This window comes from Streptococcus pseudopneumoniae (assembly GCF_001076775.1).
Taxonomy (GTDB): domain Bacteria; phylum Bacillota; class Bacilli; order Lactobacillales; family Streptococcaceae; genus Streptococcus; species Streptococcus pseudopneumoniae_G.
Genome location: NZ_JVGV01000028.1, coordinates 1 through 18,422, shown reverse-complemented (window position 1 = coordinate 18,422; position 18,422 = coordinate 1). Strand labels below are relative to the sequence as shown.

Here is an 18,422-nt window from a genome sequence, read left to right as displayed (position 1 = left end):
TTTCATAATAAAAACACCCCAAAAGTTAGATTTTTTCTGTCTAACTTTTGGGGTGCAGTTCAATTCGGGTTCCTTGCTTTTTAAAATCGTATGTTATAGACTATTACTTTTCTTTACTTAAGTGAATGACTTGGTCATAGTGTTTTAAGTCTTCTTCCGTGTAGTGGTGAATGACTTCAATGACTGTTTGAGGTAGGGAGAAGAGCAAGTCGCTAATTTTTCTGCTATTTTCCGAGTCAAGATTGGCCTTAATCTCATCTGCTAAGATGAGTTGGCTATCATGGTAGAGGGCTCGAGCGATTTCGAGGCGTTGTTTCTCGCCACCAGACAGACTATCATTGCTGAGCGTTCGATTTTTCAAATGTTCTAATCCTGTTTTTTTGAGGATATGATTTAAAGTCTCTGGATTTTTATCTAGTCCTAGAAGGATATTGTCGTCCAGAGATAGCGTGTCAAAGTAATGGCTATCTTGGAGGATATAGGAACTAAAGCTTGTGATTTCTTTACGTGACAGGTTTTGACCAGCAAAGCTAATCTGTCCACTTGTTGATGTCTCTTTTCCATGAATGATATTGAGCAGGGTTGTTTTACCAGAGCCACTTTCCCCGATAATGGCGATTTTTTCTCCTTGCTTGATGTGTATGGAAATCGGAGATAAGAGGATATTCCCATCTTTTTCAAGGGAGATGGTGTTAAGTTGGATAGGGAAAATATTTTCTATGCTTCTAGGAGAGGTGGAGTCAGACTGGCCCAAAAGTTCTTGGTATTTGTTGAGAAGAGTTCGAGTAGCTTTTCGGGTGTTGGTAAAGTAAGCCAACTCTTGGAATTGATAGCCGATATTATGGGAAACTAGATAGATGGCCACAAAACTCGCCGCATCTAAATAATTATAGTAGGTCATAAAGCCACCGATGACGATTGGTGTGACAGAACAAAAGGCATCGATGCTATTGATCAAGAGACTGTTTAAAGTTCGTTGCTTTTCATAGTTAATTTCGGTATCTAGACTGGTTTGTAATTGCTTTTGATAGCGAGCAAAAAAGTAGTCTTGCCCCTGATAATGGCGAATTTGTTGGCTACCACCAATAAAATTTGTCAAGCTTGCTAAGTAGCTCTGGTTAACAGTGGACCGCTTTTCAGAAAGTGAATCCAAACGCTTTGATCCGATAGCACTGCAGAGTACAGGAAAGGAGTAGAAGAGGATGAAAATCAAGCCCAGGTAAAAATTGGTCCATAGGGCATAGAGAATGGACACAGTGGTAAAGCCCAGAGAAGAAATGATGATGATCGTTGGCTCAATATAGTTTTCTTCTAGTTGCTTGACGTCGTTTTCTAGGTCGGACAAGATATCTTTTTCATCAATCTCATAACTGTTTAAAAATCGCTTGAAAATAGCACTCTTGATTCCATATTTGAAGTCAGTAATCAAACGAGCGTAGTAATAACGTTTCCCAGCCAAACCCAGTAAGAGGATGAGATTACCAAGGATTCCTAAAATCAAAACTTTCCAAAGAAGGCCTAGTTCTTGATTGGTAAAACTAGCAACAATATTTTGAACAAGGGCTGGTGTGATAATTGCTTCCAGCCAAGTAATGGCAATAGAAAAGAAGTAAAGTATGAGGTGCTTCTTAGTAACAAATCTTTTCAGCATAAAGAGTTGCCCTCCTTATCGATATACATGTAATCAATTTTAAAGTTATTATACTCTTTTTTATTAAATACTTCATATTAAAAATGTAAGTCCTGAGAACGAAAAAAGTCTAGCGAGTTATTGTCGCTAGACTTTAAAACTATTGCAAATTAACCTTGTTTCTCAAGATGTAGTAGGTTCCGAGGTAAAATATAGCTATGAATATGAGTTCTTCAATAATACTCGTACTTGCTCCCATATAGAAATTATCATTAAATCCTGCAAGTGAATTGACATAGAAGTTCGCACTGGTATTGAAGAAGACTTCTACAAATCCAATGACGATTTGGATACCGATATAAGCTACAATGGCTAGTGCGGTACGGTATTCATTGAACAGTTGTCCGATGGAAATAGCCAAGTAGATGCAGAGGATTCCTGAGATGGTATTTAGTAGGAAGGATACCCCTATAAGAGAGAGTTGAGGAAGGAATGTTCCTACAAGTGGAATCAACTCAGAATTTGATATCCATTCTGGAACCGTTATGGTAACAATAATAAAAGCGCTTAGAGCTAGTACAGTGGAGCTAAGGATAGACCAAATGAAGGCTCCAACTAATTTGGCTGTGATGATATGGTGTTCAGAAACTGGCAAGGTCAAGGTCAGATAGCCTTGTCGGTCATAGACACTACCTTTGAATCGTTTAATAATCAAGAAAATGGTTGAAATCCCAAGTGTAATCATCAATCCACCAAAGACGAGAGCCAGAAAGAAAAGTAAGACAGGTTGGCTATCTTTGAAAGATACATAATTATAATAGTGTCCTTGCATTCCTATGGGAACGGAAAGAACTAGCACGGCAGCGTAAAGGGCTAAATACCACTTGTTGACATTTTTAAATTCGTAGCGAACTAAATTCCAAAACATAATAATCTCCTTTGCTTAGGCCTTAAATTCCTGACGGAAGAGCTGGTCAATGGATTCACCAGACTCATAGCGAATATCATCTACATTTCCTTGACGGACGACTTTTCCGTCCTTAAGGAAGACAATTTCATCCAAGATTGGCTCGATATCAGAAATCAAGTGGGTAGAAATCAAAACGGTAGAAGTTGGGGAGTAGTTGTTGATAATGGTATTGAGGATATACTCACGGGCTGCTGGATCCACTCCACCAATGGGTTCGTCCAGAACATAGAGACGAGCATCACGGCTCATAACCAAAATCAGTTGTACCTTTTCCTTGTTCCCTTTTGATAATTTCTTGAGACGACTATTTTCATCAATGCCGAGGTCTGCAAGTAGATGATGGGCGCGTTCAAGATTGAAATCTTTATAGAAGGTCTTGAAGTAGGTTAGGGCTTCTTTGACCTTCATTTGTTCATTGAGATAGGTCGTATCTGGCAAATAAGCTACGATAGCCTTGGTTGCTGGGCTTGGGTCCATATCGTTGATAAGGACACGTCCTTGATCTGGTTGTAAGAGGCCATTGATGAGTTTAATCAAGGTTGTTTTTCCTGAGCCGTTTGGGCCGAGGAGACCGACAATTTTTCCAGCTGGGATGTCAAGAGAAACATTTTCAAGGGCTGGGGTTGCTCCATAAGATTTGGATACATTTTCAAATGCTAGTAATGACATAGGCTTAAACTCCTTTAATATAATCGCCGACTACGCCTGGTAGTTCTTCTTTTTCATAGCCAAAATGGGTCATGGAGGAAACGAAGTGTTCCAATTCTTCTTCCGATAATTGTTTGCGCGATTGGGCGATTAGCTCCTTATCCTCAGTCACAAATCGTCCAGTTGTTCGCTTACTGTAGACAAATCCTTCTCGTTCAAGGTCTGATAAGGCTCTTTGGATGGTGTTTGGATTGACACCAGCCTCGCTAGCCAGCTCTCGCACGGTTGGAAGTTGTTGATTGGGTTCCAGTGTATGGGAAACAATCTGAAGCTTGATTTTCTCCATAATCTGTAAATAGATGGGTTTTTTGTTGTCAAATGTCCAGGACATCTTGGTCTCCTTTCTTTTATCCTTTTGTCTTAATTAAATAATACAACGAAACAAAAAACTTGTCAAGCAAAAAGAAGAATTGTTTTGGGAATCGCTTAAAAAATGGTATAATGAAAAGAAAACGATAAGGAGGGAAAGGATGCGTTGTCCAAAATGTGGGGCTACCAAGTCAAGTGTTATCGATAGTCGCCAAGCAGAAGAAGGGAACACTATTCGTAGAAGACGTGAGTGCGATGAATGCCAACACCGTTTTACAACCTACGAACGAGTAGAAGAAAGAACCTTAGTGGTTGTTAAAAAAGATGGCACACGGGAACAATTCTCTAGAGATAAAATCTTTAATGGAATTATCCGCTCAGCCCAGAAACGTCCTGTGTCAAGTGATGAAATCAACATGGTAGTCAATCGTATCGAACAGAAACTCCGTGGTCGAAATGAAAATGAAATTCAAAGTGAGGACATTGGTTCACTCGTCATGGAGGAGTTGGCTGAGTTGGATGAGATTACTTATGTACGTTTTGCCAGTGTCTATCGTAGTTTTAAGGATGTGAGTGAGCTAGAGAGCTTGCTCCAACAAATCACCCAGTCCTCTAAAAAGAAAAAGGAAAGATAAATGAAGCCAATTGACCGTTTTTCTTATCTAAAGAATAATCGGGTGTCGCAAGATACCTCATCTCTGGTACAGTGCTACCTCCCGATTATCGGTCAGGAGGCACTGAGCCTTTATCTTTATACAATTAGTTTTTGGGATAATGGTAGAAAGGAATATCTTTTTTCAAGCATTCTTAACCATCTCAACTTTGGGATGGATAGACTGATAAAATCCCTGAAAATCCTATCTGCTTTCAATCTCTTGACCCTCTATCAAAAGGGGGATGTTTATCAGCTAGCCCTCCATGCTCCTCTATCTAGTCAGGACTTCTTGGAACATCCTGTTTATCGCAGACTTTTAGAGAAAAAGATTGGTGATGCAGCTGTGGAGGATTTGAAAGTTGAAAGTGTTGATGGTGAAGAAATACCTGTCTCACTCAATCAAGTCTTTCCAGATTTGGCAGAACTAGGAAATCAAGAAGACCTTGGTCTCAAGAAGAAAGTGGCCAACGATTTTGACTTGGACCATTTTCGTCAGCTTATGGCTCGAGATGGGCTTCGTTTTGCGTATGAGCAGTCCGATGTCTTAAACCTCTTTGCCATTGCCGAGGAGAAGAAATGGACTTGGTTTGAAACCTATCAATTGGCCAAGTCAACAGCTCTTTCTCAGGTTATTTCAACCAAACGAATGCGGGAAAAAATCGCTCAAAAACCTGTTTCCTCTGATTTTAGTCCTAAGGAAGCAACCATTATCAAAGAAGCTAAAAGTAAGACTGCCCTGCAGTTCTTAGCAGAAATCAAGCAAACACGCAAGGGGACCATTACCCAAACAGAAAGAGACCTCTTGCAACAGATGGCTGGCTTGGGCTTGCTGGACGAAGTCATCAATATCATTCTCTTATTGACCTTTAATAAGGTGGATTCGGCAAATATCAATGAGAAATATGCCATGAAGGTAGCCAATGACTATGCCTATCAAAAAATTCATTCGGCAGAGGAGGCAGTCTTGCGAATCCGTGAGAGAGGGCAGAAGAATCAGGCTCAAAAAAGTAGTAAACCCAGTCCTGCCAAGTCCAATGTGCCCAAGTGGAGTAATCCAGATTATAAAAATGAAACCAGCGAGGAAACTCGTCTGGAACTAGAACGTAAGAAACAAGAATTATTAGCTCGATTAGAAAAAGGAGGAGATTAGATGGAAAGTGTCGGAGACGTACTCAAACGTCAACCTAGCCGTTTTCATTATCAAGATTTGGTCCAGAAAATCATGAAGGACCCTGATGTTGCGACCTTTATCCAGCAAGAATCCCTGACTCCAGAGGAATTGAATCGCAGTATCTCCAAATTTAATCAGTACATCACCGAGCGCGACAAGTTCCTTCGTGGTGATACGGATTATATTGCCAAAGGCTACAAGCCAATTTTGGTCATGAATCATGGCTATGCGGACGTTTCTTATGAAGAAACTCCTGAACTAATCGCGGCTGAAAAAGAAGCGGCTATTAAAAACCGCCTCAAGTTAATCAATCTGCCAGCTACTCTCAAGAAAGCTAGTTTGGCTCAAGTAGACTTGGATGATTTGGGTCGCTTGCCAGTTTTTGAAAAGTTATTAGCCTTCGTGGAGCAATATCCAGCTATTCGAAAAGGTCTTTACTTGTATGGAGACTTTGGTGTGGGTAAAAGTTTCATGGTGGCTGCTTTAGCTCATGATTTATCAGAAAAACGTGGTGTTTCATCAACCCTTCTTCACTATCCTAGCTTTGTCATTGATGTCAAAAATGCAATCGGTGATGGCAATGTGAAGACCTTGGTGGATGAGCTTAAGCTTTCTGAAGTCCTGATTTTAGATGACATTGGTGCCGAGCAGTCAACAGCTTGGGTGCGTGACGAAATCCTGCAGGTCATTCTCCAATACCGTATGCAGGAAGATTTACCGACCTTTTTCACATCCAACTTCAACTTTGATGATTTGGAGCAGCATTTCGCTAAAGGGAAGCATGGAAATGATGAAACCTGGGAAGCTAGAAGGGTCATGGAACGCATCCGTTATTTGGCTGAGGAGACTCGTTTAGAAGGAGTAAACCGTCGATGACAGAAACAATCAAATTAATGAAAGCTCACACGTCAGTGCGCAGATTTAAGGAGCAAGCCCTTCCTCAGGAAGACTTGACTGAAATCCTGACAGCAGCTCAGATGGCTTCGTCTTGGAAGAATTTCCAATCCTACTCTGTGATTGTGGTGCGAAGTCAAGAAAAGAAAGATGCTCTGTATGAATTGGTGCCTCAAGAAGCCATTCGCCAGTCAGCTGTTTTCCTTCTCTTTGTCGGAGATTTGAACCGAGCAGAAAAGGGAGCCCGACTTCATACAGACTCATTCCAACCCAAAGGTGTGGAAGGTCTCTTGATTAGTTCAGTCGATGCGGCCCTTGCTGGTCAAAATACCCTGCTTGCAGCTGAGAGCTTGGGCTATGGTGGTGTCATTATTGGCTTGGTACGTTACAAGTCAGAAGAAGTAGCAGAGCTTTTTAACCTACCTGACTACACCTATCCTGTCTTTGGGATGGCACTAGGTTTACCAAATGAAGAACATGAAGTCAAACCTCGTTTGCCATTGCATCAAGTGGTATTTGAGGAAGAATACCGAGAACAGTCCACTGAGGCAATCCAAGCTTATGACCGTGTACAGGCGGACTATGCTGGAGCACGTGCGACCACAAGCTGGAGTCAGCGTCTAGCAGAACAGTTTGGTCAAGCAGAACCAAACTCAACTAGAAAAAATCTTGAACAGAAGAAGTTATTGTAGAAAGTGAGAAATTATGGCCCTACCAACTATTGCCATTGTAGGACGTCCCAATGTTGGGAAATCAACCCTATTTAATCGGATCGCTGGTGAGCGAATCTCCATTGTAGAAGATGTCGAAGGAGTGACACGTGACCGTATCTATGCGACGGGTGAGTGGCTCAATCGTTCGTTTAGCATGATTGATACAGGAGGAATCGATGATGTCGATGCTCCTTTCATGGAACAAATCAAGCACCAGGCAGAAATTGCCATGGAAGAAGCAGATGTTATCGTCTTTGTCGTGTCTGGTAAGGAAGGAATTACCGATGCAGACGAATACGTAGCCCGTAAGCTTTATAAGACCCATAAACCAGTTATCCTCGCAGTTAACAAGGTGGACAACCCTGAAATGCGAAATGATATCTATGATTTCTATGCCCTCGGTTTGGGTGAACCATTGCCTATCTCATCTGTCCATGGTATCGGTACAGGGGATGTGCTAGACGCTATCGTAGAAAATCTTCCAAATGAATATGAAGAAGAAAATCCAGATGTGATTAAGTTTAGCTTGATTGGTCGTCCTAACGTCGGAAAATCAAGCTTGATCAATGCTATCTTGGGCGAAGACCGTGTCATTGCCAGTCCAGTTGCTGGAACAACTCGTGACGCCATTGATACCCACTTTACAGATACAGATGGCCAAGAGTTTACCATGATTGACACTGCTGGTATGCGTAAATCTGGTAAGGTTTATGAAAATACTGAGAAATACTCTGTCATGCGTGCCATGCGTGCTATTGACCGTTCAGATGTGGTCTTAATGGTCATCAATGCGGAAGAAGGAATCCGTGAATACGATAAACGTATCGCAGGATTTGCCCATGAAGCTGGTAAAGGGATGATTATCGTGGTCAACAAGTGGGATACGCTTGAAAAAGACAACCACACTATGAAAAACTGGGAAGAAGATATCCGTGAGCAGTTCCAATATCTACCTTACGCACCGATTATCTTTGTATCAGCTTTGACCAAGCAACGTCTCCACAAACTGCCTGAGATGATCAAGCAAATCAGCGAAAGTCAAAACACACGTATCCCATCAGCTGTCTTGAACGATGTGATTATGGATGCTATTGCCATCAACCCAACACCGACAGACAAAGGAAAACGTCTCAAGATTTTCTATGCGACTCAAGTGGCAACTAAACCACCGACCTTTGTTATCTTTGTCAACGAAGAAGAACTCATGCACTTTTCTTACCTGCGTTTCTTGGAAAATCAAATCCGCAAGGCCTTTGTCTTTGAAGGAACACCGATTCATCTCATCGCAAGAAAACGTAAATAAAAAAGCAGAATCTGGAATGACATTTCCAGATTTTTTTGATAAAATGAAGTTGAAGAAAGCGCTATCAAAAAGAGGTGTTGATGATGGAACATTTGTTTAAATTGTTAATCTTATTACCCTGTTTTTACTTTTTCAGCTGGATTGAAAAGGCCAACAGAGATAGTAAATTTTTCCCAATTTTTTACTATTTTTACTGGATTTACATCACCCTCTATGCTCTTTTTAGCCTTGCTTGGACAGTTTTTTCAGTCCTATTTTTCAATATCCTATTGAGAAATGTGGCAGACATCAAGTCTTGGGGCATTTGGCTATTATTACTACTTATTGCTTTTTCCAGTTCTTGGTTAACCTATATCTTTTTCAAAAAAATGCTTCGCTTGAGACGGGAACTGGGGAAGTCTAAAGGTGGAAGGCATTGATTTATATGGTTTTTATTGATAGGAGGTAGCTTATGGCACATCTAAAATCATTTATTACACGCTATTCTAAGGTCTATATTGGTTTAGTTCTGTTGATCTGGCTTGCTTTCTTCTTTGTTCCTTGGGATAAACCAGTTCTGGGAATATCTATCAATCTCTTAATCATGCAGAAAGTTTTACTAGTTTTTGGTATTCTGTCTATTTTGATGGCCTTGCTGTCCAAGAAAGTCAGTCTCTTTGTTTTTGGATTGATCTGCTGTTTTTCTCTTTGGATTAATCTATTTATCCTATTTGCGATTTTGCCGATTTTTGGCAATTAAAGTATCATAAAAATCAGAGAGGTTAGCTTGGAAACTAGCCTCTTTTTCCTTTTCAAAATGGGGATTCTTCCTTGAAAATAATCAGTAATTGTGCTAAAATTAAAAGAACATTCTAAAATATTCGGAATTTAAAGTAAGGAAAAACATGGCTAATATTTTAAAAACAATTATCGAAAATGATAAAGGAGAAATCCGTCGTCTGGAAAAGATGGCTGACAAGGTTTTCAAATACGAAGACCAAATGGCTGCTTTGACTGACGACCAACTAAAAGCAAAAACAGTTGAATTTAAAGAACGTTATCAAAATGGAGAATCACTGGATTCATTGCTTTATGAAGCATTTGCGGTTGTCCGTGAAGGTGCCAAACGTGTCCTAGGTCTCTTCCCTTATAAGGTTCAGGTCATGGGGGGAATCGTTCTTCACCATGGTGACGTGCCAGAGATGCGTACAGGGGAAGGAAAAACCTTGACTGCGACTATGCCCGTATACCTCAATGCCCTCTCAGGTAAAGGGGTTCACGTAGTTACGGTCAATGAATATCTGTCAGAACGTGACGCGACTGAGATGGGTGAATTGTACTCATGGCTTGGTTTGTCAGTAGGGATTAACTTGGCTGCCAAATCTCCAATGGAGAAAAAAGAAGCCTATGAGTGTGATATTACTTACTCAACCAACTCAGAAATCGGATTTGACTACCTTCGTGATAACATGGTCGTTCGCGCTGAAAACATGGTACAACGTCCACTTAACTACGCCTTGGTCGACGAGGTTGACTCAATCTTGATTGACGAAGCCCGTACACCTTTGATCGTATCAGGTGCTAATGCGGTTGAAACCAGTCAGCTCTACCACATGGCAGACCACTATGTGAAATCTTTGGACAAAGACGACTACATCATCGATGTGCAGTCTAAAACTATTGGTTTGTCTGATTCAGGGATTGACAAGGCTGAAAGCTACTTCAAGCTTGAAAACCTCTATGACATCGAAAACGTAGCTCTGACTCACTTTATCGATAATGCCCTTCGTGCTAACTACATCATGCTTCTCGATATTGACTATGTGGTGAGCGAAGAACAAGAAATCTTGATCGTTGACCAATTTACAGGTCGTACCATGGAAGGTCGTCGTTATTCTGATGGATTGCACCAAGCTATTGAAGCCAAAGAAGGTGTGCCAATTCAGGATGAAACCAAGACATCTGCCTCAATCACTTACCAAAACCTTTTCCGTATGTACAAGAAATTGTCTGGTATGACGGGTACAGGTAAGACTGAGGAAGAAGAATTCCGTGAAATCTACAACATTCGTGTTATTCCAATCCCAACAAACCGTCCTGTTCAACGTATTGACCACTCAGACCTTCTTTATGCAAGTATTGAAGCTAAGTTTAAGGCGGTTGTCGAAGACGTTAAGGCTCGTTACCAAAAAGGTCAGCCTGTCTTGGTTGGTACAGTAGCGGTTGAAACCAGTGACTACATTTCTAAGAAATTGGTCGCAGCTGGCGTTCCTCACGAAGTCTTAAATGCTAAAAACCACTATAAAGAAGCCCAAATCATCATGAATGCTGGTCAACGTGGTGCTGTTACTATCGCAACCAACATGGCCGGTCGTGGTACCGACATCAAGCTTGGTGAAGGAGTTCGCGAATTGGGTGGACTTTGTGTGATTGGTACAGAACGTCATGAAAGCCGTCGTATCGATAACCAGCTTCGTGGACGTTCAGGTCGTCAAGGAGACCCAGGTGAGTCACAATTCTACCTATCTCTTGAAGATGATTTGATGAAACGTTTTGGTTCTGAACGCTTGAAGGGAATCTTTGAACGTCTCAACATGTCTGAAGAGGCCATTGAGTCTCGTATGTTGACACGTCAGGTTGAAGCAGCACAAAAACGTGTCGAAGGAAATAACTACGATACCCGTAAACAAGTCCTTCAATACGATGACGTCATGCGTGAACAACGTGAGATTATCTATGCTCAACGTTACGATGTCATCACTGCAGATCGTGACTTGGCACCTGAAATTCAGGCTATGATTAAACGCACGATTGGTCGTGTCGTCGATGGTCATGCGCGTGCCAAACAAGATGAAAAACTAGAGGCAATTTTGAACTTCGCTAAGTACAACTTGCTTCCAGAAGATTCTATTTCAATCGAAGACTTGTCAGGCTTGTCTGATAAGGCCATCAAGGAAGAGCTCTTCCAACGTGCCTTGCAAGTTTACGATAGTCAGGTTTCAAAACTACGCGATGAAGAAGCAGTCAAAGAATTCCAAAAAGTCTTGATTCTACGAGTGGTAGATAACAAGTGGACAGATCATATCGATGCCCTAGATCAATTACGTAACGCGGTTGGACTTCGTGGCTATGCTCAGAATAATCCTGTTGTTGAGTATCAGGCAGAAGGTTTCCGTATGTTTAATGACATGATTGGTTCGATTGAGTTTGATGTGACACGCTTGATGATGAAAGCACAAATTCATGAACAAGAAAGACCACAAGCAGAACACCATATCAGTACAACAGCGACTCGTAATATCGCTGCCCACCAAGCAAATATACCAGAAGATTTGGATTTGAGCCAGATTGGACGGAATGAACTTTGCCCATGTGGTTCTGGTAAGAAGTTTAAAAACTGTCACGGTAAAAGACAATAAAATGAGATAGTTTAGAGGCGGATACCTTGTGAAAAGTAAATTTTTACTTGGTATCCGTTTGATTTATAAGGAGATGAGTTATGGTATTTACAGCAAAAAGTCCTAAAATTAATATTGAAGAAGTTCGTGCCTTATCAAAATTAGAAGGCCAAGCTTTGGAGAGAAAATCACAGCGCGATCAAGAGCTAGAAGCCATTATACGTGGAGAAGACCAGCGGATTCTCTTGGTAATCGGGCCATGCTCATCTGATAATGAAGAAGCTGTCCTTGAGTACGCTAAACGTTTGGCAGCTTTGCAAGAAGAAGTGGCAGACCGTATCTTTATGGTTATGCGTGTTTACACTGCCAAACCTCGTACTAACGGAGATGGCTATAAGGGCTTGATTCACCAGCCTAACGCGACAGAAGCGCCTAGTCTTATCAATGGAATCAAAGCCGTTCGCCATCTTCATTATCGTGTTATCACAGAAACAGGTATGACAACAGCTGATGAAATGCTTTATCCTGAAAATCTACCGCTTGTGGATGATTTGATTTCTTACATGGCGGTTGGTGCCCGTTCGGTTGAAGACCAGCAACATCGCTTTGTGGCAAGTGGGGCAGATTTTGCGACTGGGTTTAAAAATCCAACCTCTGGAAATCTTAATGTTATGTTTAATGGAATTTATGCCGCTCAAAATAAACAAAGCTTCCTTTTCCTAGGAAAAGAAGTGGAAACAACTGGTAATCCTCTTTCGCACGCCATTCTTCGTGGAGCAATCAATGAGTATGGTAAGAATATTCCTAACTACTACTATGATAATTTGATGGATACCATTGCCCAGTATGAGAAAATGGGCTTGGAAAATCCTTTTATCATTGTGGATACCAATCATGACAACTCTGGTAAGCAATACATGGATCAGATTCGAATTGTCCGCCAGACATTGATTAATCGTGATTGGAATGAAAAAATCAAGCAGTACGTTCGTGGCTTTATGATTGAGTCTTATCTAGAAGACGGCCGTCAGAACGAACCGGAAGTATTTGGCAAGTCTATCACGGACCCTTGCCTTGGCTGGGAAAATACGGAAGTCCTCGTCAGAGAAATCTACCAAACGCTAGGAGAATAAGATGGCATTTATTGAAAAAGGTCAAGAAATCGATATTGAAGCAATCAAGGCAGAAACCCAATTGTCTGTGGCAGCCTTGCGACTAAAGGAGCGTCGTGATAGAGAATTGGCAGACATCATTTCGGGAGAAGATGACCGGATCCTTTTGGTGATTGGTCCTTGCTCGTCTGACAATGAAGAGGCTGTCTTGGAATATGCCCGTCGTTTATCTGCTTTGCAAAAGAAGGTGGCGGACAAGATTTTCATGGTTATGCGTGTTTATACAGCTAAACCTCGCACTAACGGAGACGGCTATAAAGGTTTGGTTCACCAACCGGATACTTCTAAGGCTCCAAGTCTGATCAATGGCTTGCAGGCTGTGCGCCAGTTGCACTATCGTGTGATTACAGAGACTGGTTTGACAACGGCAGATGAGATGCTTTATCCGTCAAATCTGGTATTGGTAGATGATTTGGTCAGCTACCATGCTGTGGGGGCTCGTTCTGTGGAAGACCAAGAGCACCGCTTTGTGGCTTCAGGAATTGATGCACCAGTGGGGATGAAAAATCCAACCTCAGGAAATCTTGGGGTCATGTTTAACGGTATCTATGCCGCCCAAAACAAACAGACCTTCCTCTTTCATGGTCAAGAAGTTGAAACTTCAGGAAATCCCTTGGCCCACGTCATCCTTCGTGGAGCAGTTAATGAATATGGGAAAAATGAGCCTAACTTTTACTATGAAACCTTGCTAAATGCCATTGAACGCTATGAAGCCATGGGACTTGAAAATCCCTTTATCCTCATTGATACCAACCATGATAACTCAGGAAAGCAATATATGGAACAGATTCGAATTGTCCGCCAGACCTTGCAAAATCGTGATTGGAACGAGAAAATCAAAAAGACGGTTCGAGGCTTTATGATTGAATCCTACCTAGCAGATGGTCGTCAAAACCAACCAGAGGTCTTTGGTTGCTCTATTACCGATCCTTGCCTAGGTTGGGAAAATACAGAGGCCTTGGTAGAAGAAATCTATGCTACCTTGACAAAATAAGTGAAAAGGATGGAGTTGGGGGAATCTCAACTCCTTTTGATGAGAATGATAGTTGGACACGGAATTGACATTGAAGAATTGGCTTCGATAGAAAGCGCAGTTACACGACATGAAGGCTTTGCCAAGCGCGTGCTGACCGCTCAGGAAATGGAACGGTTTAACAGTCTTAAAGGGCGCAGGCAAATCGAATATTTGGCTGGTCGCTGGTCGGCTAAGGAGGCCTTTTCCAAGGCTATGGGAACTGGTATTGGGAAGCTCGGTTTTCAGGATTTGGAAGTCTTGAATAATGAACGCGGGGCGCCTTATTTTAGTCAGTCACCATTTTCAGGAAAGATTTGGCTGTCTATCAGCCATACAGATCAGTTTGTGACAGCCAGTGTCATTTTGGAGGAAAATCATGAAAGCTAGTCCACATAGACCAACCAAGGCTCTGATTCATCTGGGAGCTATTCGACAAAATATTCAGCAAATGGGGGCTCATATCCCTCAAGGAACGCTCAAATTTGCAGTAGTCAAGGCCAATGCCTATGGTCATGGAGCTGTTGCCGTTGCGACGGCTATTCAGGATGAAGTTGATGGCTTTTGCGTTTCCAATATTGATGAGGCCATTGAACTCAGACAAGCTGGACTGAGCAAGCGAATCCTCATTTTAGGAGTTTCTGAAATCGAAGCTGTTGCTCTTGCTAAAGAATATGGTATCACCGTGACTGTGGCTGGACTGGAGTGGATTCAAGCACTCTTAGATAGGGAAGAAGACCTAACTGGATTGACAGTCCACCTCAAGATTGATTCAGGAATGGGACGGATTGGCTTTCGAGAGGCTTGTGAGGCTGAGCAGGCTCAAGACTTGCTCCAACAACATGGTGCTCGTGTTGAAGGGATTTTTACCCACTTTGCTACTGCAGACGAGGAATCAGATATCTACTTTAATGCCCAGTTAGAACGGTTTAAAACTATTTTGGCCAGTATGAAAGGTCTTCCAGAGCTGGTTCATGCCAGCAATTCTGCAACGACCCTTTGGCATGCAGAGACTATTTTCAATGCGGTCCGTATGGGAGATGCTATGTATGGTCTTAACCCTAGCGGAGAAGTCTTGGACTTGCCCTATGACTTGAAACCAGCCTTGACCTTGGAATCTGCTCTGGTTCATGTCAAGACAGTTTCAGCTGGAGCTTGCATGGGCTATGGAGCGACCTATCAGGCAGATAGTGAGCAAGTCATCGCGACGGTACCAATTGGCTATGCAGATGGATGGACACGAGACATGCAGAATTTTTCTGTATTGGTAGATGGCCAAGCTTGCCCAATTGTTGGACGAGTTTCTATGGACCAAATCACCATTCGTCTGCCTAAGCTTTATCCGTTGGGAACAAAAGTAACCTTAATTGGCTCCAACGGAGGCAAGGAAATCACAGCTACTCAGGTAGCGACCTTCCGTGGGACTATTAACTACGAGGTCGTTTGTCTCCTCAGCGATCGCATTCCGAGAGAATATTATTAGAAAAGAAAGGAGTGGAGCATGAATCTACATCAACCCTTGCATGTCTTACCTGGTGTGGGACCAAAGTCAGCAGAGAAATACGCCAAACTAGGAATTGAAAATTTGCAAGACCTCTTGCTCTACTTTCCTTTCCGTTATGAAGACTTTAAAACCAAGCAGGTGCTGGAGCTAGAAGACGGTGAGAAGGCAGTCCTATCTGGTCAAGTCGTGACTCCTGCCAGTGTCCAGTATTATGGTTTCAAGCGCAATCGCCTGCGTTTTAGCCTCAAGCAGGGAGAAGTCGTTTTTGCAGTGAACTTCTTTAACCAGCCCTATCTAGCAGATAAGATAGAGTTGGGAGCAACCCTTGCTGTCTTTGGAAAATGGGACCGCGCCAAGGCTAGCCTGACAGGGATGAAGGTTCTGGTTCAGGTAGAGGATGATCTACAACCTGTCTATCGCTTGGCTCAGGGAATCAGTCAAGCCAGTCTGGTAAAGGTCATCAAGACAGCCTTTGATCAGGGACTGGACCTCTTGATTGAGGAAAATCTGCCCCAGTCTTTGCTGGACAAATACAAACTCATGTCCCGTTGTCAGGCCGTTCGTGCCATGCATTTCCCCAAGGATTTGGCAGAATACAAGCAGGCCCTTCGCCGTATCAAGTTTGAGGAACTCTTTTATTTCCAAATGCAATTGCAGACGCTCAAATCTGAAAATAGAGTTCAGGGAAGCGGTCTGGTTTTGAACTGGTCTCAGGAAAAAGTGACAGCAGTCAAGGAAAGCCTTCCTTTTGCCCTAACTTCAGCTCAAGAAAAGAGTTTGCAGGAAATTTTAACCGATATGAAGTCGGACCACCACATGAATCGTCTCCTACAAGGAGATGTGGGGAGCGGAAAAACGGTAGTCGCTGGCTTGGCCATGTTTGCAGCGGTGACGGCTGGCTACCAGGCTGCTCTCATGGTGCCAACAGAAATCCTTGCAGAGCAACACTTTGAGAGTTTGAAGAGTCTCTTCCCAGCCCTAAAACTGGCTCTTTTGACAGGTTCCTTGAAAGCTGCAGAAAAGCGAGAAGTCTTGGAGACTATTGCCAAGGGTGAGGCTGATTTGATTATTGGAACTCACGCTCTGATACAAGATGGAGTGGATTATGCTCGTCTGGGCTTGATTATCATCGATGAGCAGCACCGTTTTGGTGTAGGGCAAAGGCGTGTTCTGAGAGAAAAAGGCGACAACCCAGATGTCCTCATGATGACAGCGACTCCCATACCACGAACCTTAGCCATCACAGCCTTTGGCGATATGGATGTTTCCATTATTGACCAGATGCCAGCAGGCCGAAAACCTATTGTGACTCGCTGGATCAAACATGAGCAATTGCCTCAGGTCTTGACTTGGTTAGAGGGGGAAATCCAAAAAGGTTCTCAAGCCTACGTCATCTCTCCCCTGATCGAAGAATCTGAAGCTCTGGATTTGAAAAATGCCATTGCCTTATCAGAAGAGTTGACGGTTCATTTTGCAGGTAAGGCAAAGGTGGCTCTTCTACATGGTAAGATGAAGAGTGATGAAAAAGACCAGATTATGCAGGAGTTCAAAGAGAGAAAAACGGATATTCTGGTTTCGACGACGGTTATCGAGGTCGGGGTCAATGTTCCCAATGCGACCGTCATGATTATCATGGATGCCGATCGCTTCGGTCTCAGCCAGCTTCACCAGCTTAGAGGTCGTGTGGGTCGGGGAGACAAGCAGTCCTATGCAGTTCTCGTTGCCAATCCCAAGACGGATTCTGGGAAAGACCGCATGCGCATCATGACAGAAACCACCAATGGATTTGTCCTTGCGGAGGAAGATTTGAAAATGCGTGGTTCAGGTGAAATTTTTGGAACCAGACAGTCAGGTCTTCCAGAGTTCCAAGTAGCTGATATTATCGAAGATTTTCCGATTTTAGAAGAAGCCAGAAAGGTTGCTAGCTACATTAGTTCTATCGAAGGTTGGCAAGAGGATCCGGAATGGCGCATGATTGCCCTTCATCTGGAAAAGAAAGAACATTTAGATTAATACTCTTCGAAAATCAAATTCAAACCACGTCAACGTCGCCTTGCCGTACTCAAGTACAGCCTGCGGCTAGTTTCCTAGTTTGCTCTTTGATTTTCATTGAGTATAAGCTTTCTCTAAGGAAATCTTAAGCTAGCTTTCAGGTTTGGCCCTTATACTAGAGTCATCAAAAAGAAACGAGGACTCTCACATGACAGTAACGATTAAAGTAAATTACCAAACCACTTTCCAAAAGAAAGAAGCGACAAAATAAGATTAAGCAGAAGAAGAAAGAGTGAAATGCACTTTTTTCGTTTTTAAAACTACAATTTATTGAATCTAAAATAGTACACTACAGATTCTAAAACATTTCTAGAAATTAATTTGACTTTCCTAATTTCTTTGTTCATATCTTATTTCAATACACTATATCTTACTGTTTCAGAGCCCACATCTAGCATAACTAAAAAAGATTCTTCCATCTATCACGGAAAAATCTGTCATTGATTTACTGATTTATAAAAACTCCAACCACGGTTTACGAACCTCGTCTTTGATGGTTTCTCTGTATTTTTTTAATTCCAAGAACTCCATCTTGACCAGATGATTTTCTGACCGTTAGTGCTGGTCTTACAACAATGCCTCAAACTCAGCGACGGTCATGCCCAATTGCTCACTCGCAAATTCGGAAGTTAAAACATGTTGGCGTACTAAATCTAGAAAGGTAAAGATTTTCCCACGCTCTAGACCTTGTTCAACTCCCTCTGCTCTAGCAGTTTCCAAAGCATAGTCCTGTGCTAACAATGCTTGTTCTTCTCGCATACGTAGTTGACTAAACATTTTCCTATCCTCCTCAGACCAGCTCTTGTAGTCTAGCAGTTGGTCTGCCTGACTGATGGCTCGCTCGGGTGCTTGGGTAAAGGGTTTGTTCCCAAAAAACTCCAACCATGGCTTGCGAATGCTATCTTTGCTGGTTTCTCTGTATTTTTTAAGTTCCAAGAACGCCATCTTAACC

The 18,422-nt window shown here is 42.3% G+C and carries 17 protein-coding genes and 1 pseudogene; 13 read left to right on the top strand and 5 right to left on the bottom strand.

Features of this window, described 5'->3' with window-relative positions; translation table 11 throughout:
• Positions 1-103 precede the first annotated feature (103 nt).
• From ADJ60_RS08595 to ADJ60_RS08580, 4 genes are all read right to left on the bottom strand, one after another.
• Positions 104-1,651, bottom strand: a complete 1,548-nt coding sequence (locus ADJ60_RS08595) for an ATP-binding cassette domain-containing protein (protein WP_049544582.1) — start codon at positions 1,649-1,651, stop codon at positions 104-106.
• Between the two features lie 139 nt (positions 1,652-1,790).
• Positions 1,791-2,558: a hypothetical protein gene (locus ADJ60_RS08590; protein WP_049544581.1), complete on the bottom strand. Its 768-nt coding sequence runs from the start codon at positions 2,556-2,558 to the stop codon at positions 1,791-1,793.
• Positions 2,559-2,573: 15 nt separating this feature from the next.
• A complete protein-coding gene (locus tag ADJ60_RS08585; RefSeq protein ID WP_000054197.1) occupies positions 2,574-3,269 on the bottom strand; it encodes an ABC transporter ATP-binding protein in 696 nt (231 codons plus the stop codon).
• 4 nt (positions 3,270-3,273) lie between these two features.
• Entirely contained in the window at positions 3,274-3,639 is a 366-nt protein-coding gene (locus ADJ60_RS08580; RefSeq protein ID WP_000119149.1) for a GntR family transcriptional regulator, read from the bottom strand.
• 139 nt (positions 3,640-3,778) lie between these two features.
• Here ADJ60_RS08580 and nrdR point away from each other — a divergent pair, with 139 nt between their 5' ends.
• From nrdR to recG, 13 genes are all read left to right on the top strand, one after another.
• Positions 3,779-4,252 carry a transcriptional regulator NrdR gene (gene nrdR, locus ADJ60_RS08575; protein WP_001203672.1) on the top strand — a complete coding sequence of 158 codons (474 nt, stop codon included), beginning with the start codon at positions 3,779-3,781 and terminating at the stop codon, positions 4,250-4,252.
• Positions 4,253-5,422 (top strand): replication initiation and membrane attachment family protein, encoded by a 1,170-nt coding sequence (locus tag ADJ60_RS08570; RefSeq protein WP_049544580.1) that lies wholly within the window; start codon positions 4,253-4,255, stop codon positions 5,420-5,422.
• The gene (dnaI, locus tag ADJ60_RS08565; RefSeq protein WP_049544579.1) at positions 5,423-6,319 is read left to right on the top strand and encodes a primosomal protein DnaI; all 897 of its coding nucleotides are present in this window, start codon (positions 5,423-5,425) and stop codon (positions 6,317-6,319) included.
• Positions 6,316-7,029, top strand: coding sequence for an NADPH-dependent oxidoreductase (locus ADJ60_RS08560; RefSeq protein ID WP_049544578.1), 714 nt, complete (start codon positions 6,316-6,318; stop codon positions 7,027-7,029). Before dnaI ends, ADJ60_RS08560 begins: the two co-directional genes overlap by 4 nt.
• A gap of 13 nt (positions 7,030-7,042) precedes the next feature.
• Positions 7,043-8,353 (top strand): ribosome biogenesis GTPase Der, encoded by a 1,311-nt coding sequence (gene der / locus ADJ60_RS08555; RefSeq protein WP_001207696.1) that lies wholly within the window; start codon positions 7,043-7,045, stop codon positions 8,351-8,353.
• Between the two features lie 83 nt (positions 8,354-8,436).
• A complete protein-coding gene (locus tag ADJ60_RS08550) occupies positions 8,437-8,772 on the top strand; it encodes a hypothetical protein (RefSeq protein WP_049544585.1) in 336 nt (111 codons plus the stop codon).
• Positions 8,773-8,804: 32 nt separating this feature from the next.
• The gene (locus ADJ60_RS08545; protein ID WP_049544577.1) at positions 8,805-9,092 is read left to right on the top strand and encodes a membrane protein; all 288 of its coding nucleotides are present in this window, start codon (positions 8,805-8,807) and stop codon (positions 9,090-9,092) included.
• 145 nt (positions 9,093-9,237) lie between these two features.
• Entirely contained in the window at positions 9,238-11,751 is a 2,514-nt protein-coding gene (secA, locus tag ADJ60_RS08540; RefSeq protein WP_023943775.1) for a preprotein translocase subunit SecA, read from the top strand.
• An 80-nt stretch (positions 11,752-11,831) separates the two neighbouring features.
• Entirely contained in the window at positions 11,832-12,863 is a 1,032-nt protein-coding gene (locus ADJ60_RS08535; RefSeq protein ID WP_004258559.1) for a 3-deoxy-7-phosphoheptulonate synthase, read from the top strand.
• Position 12,864: 1 nt separating this feature from the next.
• Positions 12,865-13,896 carry a 3-deoxy-7-phosphoheptulonate synthase gene (locus ADJ60_RS08530; protein ID WP_049544576.1) on the top strand — a complete coding sequence of 344 codons (1,032 nt, stop codon included), beginning with the start codon at positions 12,865-12,867 and terminating at the stop codon, positions 13,894-13,896.
• A 45-nt stretch (positions 13,897-13,941) separates the two neighbouring features.
• Positions 13,942-14,304 carry a holo-ACP synthase gene (acpS, locus tag ADJ60_RS08525; protein ID WP_049544584.1) on the top strand — a complete coding sequence of 121 codons (363 nt, stop codon included), beginning with the start codon at positions 13,942-13,944 and terminating at the stop codon, positions 14,302-14,304.
• A complete protein-coding gene (gene alr, locus ADJ60_RS08520; protein ID WP_049544575.1) occupies positions 14,294-15,397 on the top strand; it encodes an alanine racemase in 1,104 nt (367 codons plus the stop codon). Before acpS ends, alr begins: the two co-directional genes overlap by 11 nt.
• Positions 15,398-15,415: 18 nt before the next feature.
• Positions 15,416-17,431 (top strand): ATP-dependent DNA helicase RecG, encoded by a 2,016-nt coding sequence (recG, locus tag ADJ60_RS08515; RefSeq protein WP_049544574.1) that lies wholly within the window; start codon positions 15,416-15,418, stop codon positions 17,429-17,431.
• Between the two features lie 606 nt (positions 17,432-18,037).
• On the opposite strand, the pseudogene ADJ60_RS08505 reads toward recG, so the two are convergent.
• Positions 18,038-18,422: pseudogene (locus tag ADJ60_RS08505) on the bottom strand (hypothetical protein); the annotation flags it as partial.

Excerpts from the sequence above, each read along its gene's own strand:
- ADJ60_RS08545 (WP_049544577.1), top strand. The coding sequence starts at position 8,805 with ATGGCACATCTAAAATCATTTATTACACGCTATTCTAAGGTCTATATT.
- ADJ60_RS08560 (WP_049544578.1), top strand. The coding sequence starts at position 6,316 with ATGACAGAAACAATCAAATTAATGAAAGCTCACACGTCAGTGCGCAGA.
- ADJ60_RS08535 (WP_004258559.1), top strand. The coding sequence starts at position 11,832 with ATGGTATTTACAGCAAAAAGTCCTAAAATTAATATTGAAGAAGTTCGT.
- der (WP_001207696.1), top strand. The coding sequence starts at position 7,043 with ATGGCCCTACCAACTATTGCCATTGTAGGACGTCCCAATGTTGGGAAA.
- ADJ60_RS08585 (WP_000054197.1), bottom strand. The coding sequence starts at position 3,269 with ATGTCATTACTAGCATTTGAAAATGTATCCAAATCTTATGGAGCAACC.
- ADJ60_RS08550 (WP_049544585.1), top strand. The coding sequence starts at position 8,437 with ATGGAACATTTGTTTAAATTGTTAATCTTATTACCCTGTTTTTACTTT.
- ADJ60_RS08530 (WP_049544576.1), top strand. The coding sequence starts at position 12,865 with ATGGCATTTATTGAAAAAGGTCAAGAAATCGATATTGAAGCAATCAAG.
- ADJ60_RS08590 (WP_049544581.1), bottom strand. The coding sequence starts at position 2,558 with ATGTTTTGGAATTTAGTTCGCTACGAATTTAAAAATGTCAACAAGTGG.
- alr (WP_049544575.1), top strand. The coding sequence starts at position 14,294 with ATGAAAGCTAGTCCACATAGACCAACCAAGGCTCTGATTCATCTGGGA.
- ADJ60_RS08580 (WP_000119149.1), bottom strand. The coding sequence starts at position 3,639 with ATGTCCTGGACATTTGACAACAAAAAACCCATCTATTTACAGATTATG.
- ADJ60_RS08595 (WP_049544582.1), bottom strand. The coding sequence starts at position 1,651 with ATGCTGAAAAGATTTGTTACTAAGAAGCACCTCATACTTTACTTCTTT.
- ADJ60_RS08570 (WP_049544580.1), top strand. The coding sequence starts at position 4,253 with ATGAAGCCAATTGACCGTTTTTCTTATCTAAAGAATAATCGGGTGTCG.
- secA (WP_023943775.1), top strand. The coding sequence starts at position 9,238 with ATGGCTAATATTTTAAAAACAATTATCGAAAATGATAAAGGAGAAATC.
- dnaI (WP_049544579.1), top strand. The coding sequence starts at position 5,423 with ATGGAAAGTGTCGGAGACGTACTCAAACGTCAACCTAGCCGTTTTCAT.
- recG (WP_049544574.1), top strand. The coding sequence starts at position 15,416 with ATGAATCTACATCAACCCTTGCATGTCTTACCTGGTGTGGGACCAAAG.
- nrdR (WP_001203672.1), top strand. The coding sequence starts at position 3,779 with ATGCGTTGTCCAAAATGTGGGGCTACCAAGTCAAGTGTTATCGATAGT.
- acpS (WP_049544584.1), top strand. The coding sequence starts at position 13,942 with ATGATAGTTGGACACGGAATTGACATTGAAGAATTGGCTTCGATAGAA.